Consider the following 7489-nt stretch of genomic DNA (forward strand, 5'->3'; position numbering starts at 1 on the left):
TTTCGCGCCCAGTCTGCACCATGCGACCCCTGCGCCTGCAGCTGGTTGCCGGCGCTCGCAGTCGAGTAGTCGCGATCGTGTTCAGCCGTTGTTCGAGGATGTTGCGCCGTTGCTGGCCAGGGTCGTTGGCCCTGGTGCTGGCCGCATCGTTCGTCCTGGCGGGCGCACAGCAGGTCGAGTGGGATTTCAAGCTGATCAGCGAGCAGTCCGCGCGCCTATACGGTCCGCTGGGCGATGGCCAGGTGCGTATCGATGCCTGGCAGAAAATGCTCGCGGAGCAGTCCACTGCTGCAGAACGCGACCAGCTGCAGGCGGTCAATCGCTTCTTCAACGACCAGCTGCGCTTTACCGACGACCTCAGCCTCTGGCACGAGGTGGACTACTGGGCCACGCCGGTCGAGGCGCTGCTCAAGGGCGCCGGCGATTGCGAGGACTTCGCCATCGCCAAGTACATCAGCCTGCGACATCTGGGCGTGCCGGCGCAGAAGCTGCGCATTACCTACGTCAAGGCATTGCGTTTGAACCAGGCGCATATGGTGCTGACTTACTACCCGAGGCCCGATGCCGTGCCACTGGTGCTGGACAACCTGATCGGCAGCATCCTGCCGGCCAGCCAGCGCAGCGACCTGCAGCCGGTGTACGCCTTCAACGGCGAGGGCCTGTGGCTCGCCGGCAGCGGCGCGGGTGGCGGCAAGCAGGTGGGCGACAGCAAGCGGCTGTCGCGCTGGCAGGACCTGTTGAAGAAGATGAAGGCCGAAGGATTCCCTTCGAACGAATAGCTCCTCTGGGGGGAGCCTGGAGACACGATGTCCCTGTTCAAACAGTTGTTGATCGCCATCTGCCTGTTCCTGGTGGTCGCTTTCAGCGGCAGCTTCATGGTCAGCCTGGAAAGCTCGCGCGAGCAGTACGGCAACCAGCTGCGCTCCCACGCCCAGGACGCGGCCACCGCGCTGGGTCTGTCGCTGACGCCGAACATCGACGACCCGGCGATGGTCGAGCTGATGGTCAGCTCGATCTTCGACAGTGGCTACTTCGAGAGCATCCGTGTGATCGACCTGGCCTCCGGCAAGGTCATGGTCGAGCGTACCGGGGTGCCCGACGCGGTGGCGGCCAAGGTGCCGCAGTGGTTCATTTCTCTGATCGACCTGCACTCGGCCGGCGGCGATGCCATCGTCAGCCGCGGCTGGACCCAGGCAGCACGGGTCGAGGTGCTCAGCCACCCGATGTTCGCCATCGCCAAGCTCTGGCAGAGCGCCCTGGGCAGCCTGCTCTGGCTGGTACTGTGCGGCATCGCCAGCGCCGTGCTCGGCGCCATCCTGCTGCGCCGCCAGCTGAAGCCGCTGGACTACATGGTGGAGCAGTCGCACGCCATCGCCCGCCGCGAGTTCCTCAGCCTGCCGGAGCTGCCGCGTACCCCTGAACTGCGCCGTGTGGTGCAGGCGATGAACCAGATGGTGGAGAAGCTCAAGGCGCTGTTCCAGGAACAGGCCCAGCGCAGCGAACGCCTGCGCGACGAGGCCTATCAGGACAGCCTGACCGGGCTGGGCAACCGGCGCTTCTTCGACATGCAGCTGCACAACCGACTGAGCGCCGAGGATCAGGTCAGCAGCGGCGTGCTGCTGGTGCTGCGGGTCAACGACCTCGCCGGACTCAACCAGCGCCTGGGCGGCCAGCGTGTCGACCAGTTGCTCAAGGCCGTGGCGGACCAGCTGCGCCTGGCCGGGCAGGGCCTGGGTGCCGGCCTGACCCTGGCGCGCAGCCGCGGCGGCGAGTTCGTCATGCTGGCGCCAGGGCTGATGCCCGAGGACGCACCGGCGCTGGCGATGCGCCTGGAAGGCATGCTGGCCGCGCTGGTCTCCACCGGCGCCAGCGATGTGAGCCCGGTGGCGTGCCTGGGGCTGGTGCCTTTCGTTTCCGGCGAATCGGCGCAGGCATTGTTGCAGCGCGCCGATGAGGCGCTGGTGCAGGCCGAACGACAGAACGACAGCTGCTGGGCCTTCCTCCAGGGCGGGGCGAAACCGGTCGCGGAGGAGCGCCACACCTGGCACCAGTTGCTGGACGAGGCGCTGGTGCACAAGCGCTTCCAGCTGCATTTCCAGGCGGTGGTGTCCTGCGCCGATCCGCAGGTCGTGCTGCACTACAAGGTGCTCTCGCGCCTGCCGGACGGGCAGGGCGGCAGCATCGCCGCCGGGCGCTTCCTGCCCTGGCTGGACCGCTTCGGCTGGACCGCGCGGCTGGACCTGCTGATGCTCGAAAGCGTGCTGGCCGACATGGCCAGGCACAATCGCCCGCTGGCGCTGAACCTGTCCGCCGCGTTGCTGCGTGACGAGTGGGCGACCACCCGGGTATTCGACCTGCTGAAGCAGCATCCGCAGTTCGCCGGGCGCCTGACCCTGGAGCTGGAGGAAGACCAGTTGCCGGCACAAGCGGTGCTGGAGGTGCTGACCCGTCGCCTTGGCGAGCTGGGTTATCGCCTGAGCCTGCAGCACTTCGGTGGGCGCTTCAGCATGATCGGCAACCTGGCTCGTCTGGGCCTGGCTTATCTCAAGGTGGACGGCAGCCACATCCGCCACATCGACCAGGAGAACGACAAGCGCCTGTTCATCGAGGCGATGCAGCGGGCCGCGCACAGCATCGACCTGCCGCTGATCGCCGAGCGCGTGGAGACGGCCGGGGAATTCCGGGTGTTGAAAGAGATGGGGATTCAGGGCGTGCAGGGGCAGTTGTTCGGTGGGCCGGCGCCCTGGTGATCGACGGCGGGGCGGGGTGCTTTTCGTAGGAGCGGACTTTGTCCGCGATGCTGTTGCCCGAGCTTCGTTGTTTCTGCGCCGCTTCGGCGTACGCGCGGACTTTCCGTTTCGCCCCCTCGGGCGACCTCCTTTGGCAAACGACGGATGGCCGCCCCACCCAAAGGAGGCAAAGGTCTTGCCCCTCCATCCGGTTTTTCGCTTRGGCGAAAAATACCCTCGTTGAAYCGAAGTTTCAGGGGCMCGCCACGAMGGGCCATCCCTGGCCCATCGTGGCTCTCGCGACATCCATGTCGCTCAACCCCTGAAACTGCGCTTCAACGAGGCCTCCTGAAAGGGGCAGTCCGGAGTGCGCTGATGCTTCTCTGGAAGTCTTCAGAGCCAAAGCTAATACGGAGCTGCTTTCTGTAAGAGCGAGCTTGCTCGCGAATTTGCCCCGCTGCGGGGCCGTTCGCGAGCAAGCTCGCTCCTACAGGGGATGCCGCGGGGCCGTCGCGCAAAGGAAAACGGGGCTCAGATCAGCCCCGTTTCCTCGTCGTCGTTGATCAGCCGCGTCAGCCCGCCCAGGGCTTCCCGCGCCTGGGTCCGGTTGAGCAGTTTCGAGCGCGCCGCCGGCGGCAGGTCGGTGATGCGGATCACGCCCTTGGTGATCAGCACCGAGATCAGGTCTTCCAGTACCCGGATCATGTCCAGATCGCTCTGCTTGAGCTGCAGCAGGCTGCTTTCGGCCGCCCAGGCCTGGATGTCCGGATGGTCCGCCGGCAGCGTGCCGGTGGCGCCTTCGAATTCGGCGTCCTCGACGCGCGCCACTTTTCCCTCGGCGTTGCGCTGGATGTACAGCATCGACCCGTCCCCATTTATCGTGATGTGAAGGAGCGACAGCGGAACCACCCCGAAGGGTGGCCCCGCTGTCGCCGTGTCAGAGCCTGACCGTTTGGCAGCCTTGCGGCAACCGCGGATCAGTGATGCTCAGTCTTGACCACCGGGTCGGAACCCGCCACCAGCTTGTTGACGATCTCGGTGGAGGTCGAGCCGTAGGCGGAGAGGTCGACGCCGCTCAGCTTGATGGTGACGTCCGCGGCACCGCCATTGTTGATCTGCCCGGTGGTGCTCACCTGCAGGGTCGAGGTCGTGGTGTCCACCTTCAGGTAGCTGAGGATGTCGTTGTGCGCGGCATCGGGCAGCAGGTCGCTAAGGTCGATGCGGTCACCCTCGCTGGCCTTGAAGTCGGTGATGGTCGCACTGCCGGTATCCCCCGCACGCCACAGGAAGGTATCGGCACCCGAGCCACCGGTGAGGGTATCGCTGCCCTTGCCGCCGATCAGGATGTCGTCACCCGCGCCGCCGTTGAGGATGTCGTTGCCCTCGTTGCCCACCAGCAGGTCGTTGCCGGCATCACCGTTGAGGGTGTCGTTGCCTGCGCCGCCATACAGCGAGTCATTGCCGTTGCCACCGTTGAGGGTGTCGTTGCCGGTACCGCCGTAGATGATGTCGTGGCCGTTGCCGCCGCTGAGGGTGTCGCTGCCATCCAGGCCGTGCAGCAGGTCGTTGTTGTTGCTGGCCGTGGTGCTGGTGGTGGTGGCGACGGTGACGGAGAGGGTGCCGCTGGTGCTGGCAGTGCTGCCGTCGGACTCGGTGGCGATGGCGGTGACGTTCAGGTTCAGCGTGCCGGTGTAGTTCACCGCAGTGAGCAGCTGCAGGTCGTGCAGTTGCGCCTCGGTGAAGGTCCAGGTGTCGGCGCCGGTCTTGGTCCCCGCCGTGAATGCTGCATCGGTCGGCACACCGCTGATCTTCACGCTCAGGCTCTCGGAGCCATCGGTGTCGGTCAGGCCGGTGGTCAGGGCGATGTCCACGGCCGAGCCGTAGGTCTTGCCGCCGAAGGTCACGGTGGTGTTGCTGATGGCCAGGCTGGAGTCCTTGCCATTGTCACCACCGTTGAGCACCAGCCAGTCGAAGTGGTAGTTGCCGCTCTGGGTCGCGGTGAAGCTCTGGATGCCGTTGCCGTTCACGCTGGCGCCCAGCTGTTCCGAGGAGGTCACCTGGATGACCTGCCTGGCGCCGGTGGGGTCAGTGACGACCAGGGCAACGATGTCGTTGAAGCCGTCCTGGATTTCGCTGACGGTGTTCTCGCCGTTGGTGAAGGCCCAGGTGAAGTTGATCTTGCTGCCAGCGGTGAGGCTGTAGTCCGAGCTGGTCAGAGCGCCGTCGATCACCGTGACGTTGCCCGGATCGTTCAGCGCGCCCTTGGGCGGGTCGATGGCGTTGAGGGCGTTGTTGGACAGGCCGGTTTCCTGCTCCAGCACGGCGCGGGTGACTTCCTGGGTGGTGCTGATGGTTACCGCACCCGGGTTGAGCTGGAAGATGCTGCCGCTGATCAGCTGCGGTGCATCGGCCACCGGGCTGACACTGACCGCGACGGTGCTGGTGGCGGTGCCGCCATGGCCGTCACTGACGGTGTAGCTGATGGTGTCGTTGCCGCTGAAGTTGGTCTTGGGCGTGTAGCTGAGAGTACCGTCGGTGTTGATCACTACGCTCCCGTTGCTGGCGCTGGCGGCGCTGACGGTGAGTTTGTCGCCGTCCACGTCGGTGTCATTGGCCAGTACGTCGATCTTGACCGACGTGTCTTCCTTGGTGGTGGCGGTGTCGGCCAGCAGGGTTGGCGCGTCGTTCACCGCGGTGACGCCCACGGTGACGGTCGCGGTGCTGGTGCCGCCGTGGCCGTCGCTGATGGTGTAGGTGAAGCTGCCGGTACCGTTGAAGTCCTTGTTCGGCGTGAACACGACGTTGCCGCCGTCCAGTTTGACGGTGCCGTTCACCGCGCCCTGGACGCTGAGGATCGACAGGCTGTCGCCGTCTACATCACTGTCGTTATCCAGCAGGGTTTTCGGCGCGATGGTCAGCGGGGTGTCTTCATTGGTCACCAACTCGCCCACGGCGTGGGTCAGCGCGGTGCCGCCGACGGTTGCGTAGGTACCGCCCTGCGGACGCATCTCGACCTGCAGTTGGGCCTGGCCGCCTTGATCCCAGTAGACGATCTCGATGCTGTGGTTACCGCTCTGGGCGATGGTGAACACCGCCGATTCGCGGCCTGTCGGGCTCTGGTTCGCGTCGTAGCGGAAGACTTCCACGCCGTCGATCTTGATGCTGAAGCCATCGTCGGCGTTGACCCGCAGCTGGTAGTTGCCGGCGTTGAGGTTGATTGCGCCGGTCAGCTGGATGATCGCGTCGGAGGTGTTCGCCGGGTCGGTGTTCAGCGAGCCGGCGTCATTGCCCAGGAATTTCTGCAGGTTGCCGTCGCCGCCCAGGTCGCCGCCGCTGAGGTTGTAGCTCAGCGAAGTGGCGGTAAAGGTCGCGGCGGCGGCCTTGCCGGCGATAAAGGCTGCTACCTGGCTGAGGCTGGTGAGGTTGGCGCCATCGGTGCCTTCGCGGTAGCCCCAGTAGTTGCCTTGCAGACCGCTGAGGGTGAAGTTGTCGTTCACGGCCACCGGATTGTCGTTCACCGGGGTGACGTTGAGGGTGATCTTGTTCGGCGTAGCGTCGAAAGCGCCGTTGCTGTCCTTCACCGAGAAGGTGAAGTTGGCGTAGTTGTTGCCGTTGGCGTTGGCCGCCGGGGTGAAGACCAGCTTGCCGAGGTCGGCGGCGTCGATCACCTGGCCGGCAGTCACGGCGGTGCCGTTGAGCTTCAGGCTGCCGTTGGCGGGCAGGCTGTCGATGCGCACGGCGCTGAGGGCGTCGTTGTGGTCGACGTCGCTGAAGCCGAAGTCGGTCGCGCTGAAGCTGCGGCTGCTGTCTTCGTCGAGGGTGATGGTCTTGTCGGCGCCGTTGGGCGCGTCGTTGGCGCCATTGACGGTGATGGTCACGGTGGCCGGTGCGCTGACCGCACCCTCGGCGTCCTTCGCCGTGTAGGTGAAGGTCACCTGGCGGCTCTCGCCCGGAGCGAGCGAGTCGAAGTCGGTACCGGGGTTGAACACATAGCTGCCGTTGGCGTTGAAGGTCAGGCTGCCGTTGCCGCTGCCCACTCCTTGTACCAGCGCGTAGCCATTGGGGTTGACCGAGCTGTCGATATCGGTCGCCACCGGTACCTGGCTGCTGAGGGTGGTGTTCTCGCCGGTGGACTTGGTGTCGTTCTTGGCTTCGGGGGCATCGTTGACCGGGGTGACGTTGACGCTCACCACGGAGTCGGCGAAGCCACCTTTACCGTCGCTGACGCGGACGGTGAAGCTGTCCGGGCCGYTGTAGTCCTTGGCCGGCGTGTAGGTGTAGTCGCCGGTGGCTGTGTTGAGCGYCAGTGTGCCATGGGCCACGCCGGTTTTTACGGCATAGCTCAGGGTGTCGCCATCGACRTCGCTGGCGACGATCTTGCCGGCAAGGGCGGTGTCCTCGGCGGTGGTCTTGGACTGGTCGGCGGTGGTCGGTGCGTCGTTGACCGGGGTGACGTTGACGTTCACCACGGAGTCGRCGAAGCCGCCTTTACCGTCGCTGACGCGGACGGTGAAGCTGTCCGGGCCGTTGTAGTCCTTGGCCGGSGTRTAGGTGTAGTCGCCGGTGGCGGTGTTGAGCACCAGCGTGCCATGGGCTGTGCCGCTCTGGACGGCATAGCTCAGGGTGTCGCCATCGACATCGGTGGCGACGATCTTGCCGGTCAGCGCGGTGTCTTCGGCGGTGGTCTTGGACTGGTCGGCGGTAGTCGGCGCGTCGTTGACCGGGGTGACGTTGACGTTCACCACGGAGTCGGCGAAGCC

4 protein-coding genes are annotated in these 7489 nt (G+C 65.6%); 2 read left to right on the top strand and 2 right to left on the bottom strand.

The genetic code is table 11. The annotated features are described in order from the left end of the window. Positions 1–98 precede the first annotated feature (98 nt). Together lapG and lapD are read left to right on the top strand one after the other, a co-directional pair. Positions 99–779, top strand: coding sequence for a cysteine protease LapG (gene lapG / locus A9513_RS22435; RefSeq protein WP_037008283.1), 681 nt, complete (start codon positions 99–101; stop codon positions 777–779). Between the two features lie 27 nt (positions 780–806). Then, a complete protein-coding gene (gene lapD, locus A9513_RS22440; protein WP_038803270.1) occupies positions 807–2750 on the top strand; it encodes a cyclic di-GMP receptor LapD in 1944 nt (647 codons plus the stop codon). A 510-nt stretch (positions 2751–3260) separates the two neighbouring features. Here the strand turns inward: lapD and A9513_RS22450 are convergent. Beyond that, the gene (locus A9513_RS22450; protein WP_024767779.1) at positions 3261–3590 is read right to left on the bottom strand and encodes a hypothetical protein; all 330 of its coding nucleotides are present in this window, start codon (positions 3588–3590) and stop codon (positions 3261–3263) included. A gap of 116 nt (positions 3591–3706) precedes the next feature. After that, positions 3707–7489, bottom strand: a 3783-nt coding sequence (locus tag A9513_RS22455) for a tandem-95 repeat protein (protein WP_141678485.1), incomplete at its 5' end; no start/stop codon positions are given.

It is taken from the genome of Pseudomonas sp. AU12215 (genome assembly GCF_001675465.2).
Lineage (GTDB): Bacteria > Pseudomonadota > Gammaproteobacteria > Pseudomonadales > Pseudomonadaceae > Pseudomonas > Pseudomonas nitroreducens.

Bases quoted from the DNA above. Each gene is read 5' to 3' on its own strand.
- A9513_RS22450 (WP_024767779.1), bottom strand. From the start codon at position 3,590: ATGCTGTACATCCAGCGCAACGCCGAGGGAAAAGTGGCGCGCGTCGAG.
- lapG (WP_037008283.1), top strand. From the start codon at position 99: ATGTTGCGCCGTTGCTGGCCAGGGTCGTTGGCCCTGGTGCTGGCCGCA.
- lapD (WP_038803270.1), top strand. From the start codon at position 807: ATGTCCCTGTTCAAACAGTTGTTGATCGCCATCTGCCTGTTCCTGGTG.